The sequence below is a fragment of the Streptomyces beijiangensis genome (assembly GCF_017315755.1).
Lineage (GTDB): Bacteria > Actinomycetota > Actinomycetes > Streptomycetales > Streptomycetaceae > Streptomyces > Streptomyces beijiangensis.
Genome location: NZ_JAFLRJ010000655.1, coordinates 1 through 653, shown reverse-complemented (window position 1 = coordinate 653; position 653 = coordinate 1). Strand labels below are relative to the sequence as shown.

Here is a 653-nt window from a genome sequence, read left to right as displayed (position 1 = left end):
CGCCGCTGTTGCGATCTCTGGTTCGGGCGAATCCGTCGTCCACTCGGTCGCGACCAGGAGCAGGCGGATCAGACCCGTCGCGGTGAGGGACTCGACGACCGTGGCACTGGGGGACACCAGTTGCAGATCGCCTCCCTCGTAGCGGGCGCGGCGCAGTGCGGCGATCAGGATGCCCAGCGCCCGGTGGTCACAGGCAGTGACGCCTGACAGATCGAGAGTGAGGTGGGTGCCCGGCGGCAGTCCGCTCAGGCGGGCGCGCAACGTCGGCAGGGCCGTCAGGTCCAGGCTTCCTGCGACGGTCATGGGGCGTGAGGTGAGCTTGAGCTGGGCGTGCACCGTGCCTCCTTGGAGCAGAGACCACTCTTTGACGCTGCCGGGGGCCTGGGCTTCAACACGCAGTGTAGTCCTGGCGGTTCGGGGTTGACAGGTGTTGACAGGGGCAACTGCCACCTGTTCACCGGTGAGGGGTGACACTGGATGTATGTGCCGGAGCATCAAGACCCTTCGCCCGCCCGTCCTCCCCGAGGAAGCCACCGAGGACGACATCCGGGCCGCCGCCCTTCAGTACGTACGCAAGGTGTCCGGATTCCGGGCTCCTGCCGCTCACAACCGTGAGGTGTTCGACCGGGCCGTCCAGGAGATCGCGGACGCGA

2 protein-coding genes are annotated in these 653 nt (G+C 67.5%); one reads left to right on the top strand and one right to left on the bottom strand.

Annotated features, from left to right (window positions below; translation table 11 throughout):
• Positions 1 to 336, bottom strand: a 336-nt coding sequence (locus tag J0695_RS37975; RefSeq protein WP_206969384.1) for an STAS domain-containing protein, incomplete at its 3' end; no start/stop codon positions are given.
• Positions 337 to 481: 145 nt separating this feature from the next.
• Here J0695_RS37975 and J0695_RS37970 point away from each other — a divergent pair.
• A partial coding sequence (locus tag J0695_RS37970) for a DUF2277 domain-containing protein (RefSeq protein ID WP_206969385.1) occupies positions 482 to 653 on the top strand: 172 nt, incomplete at its 3' end.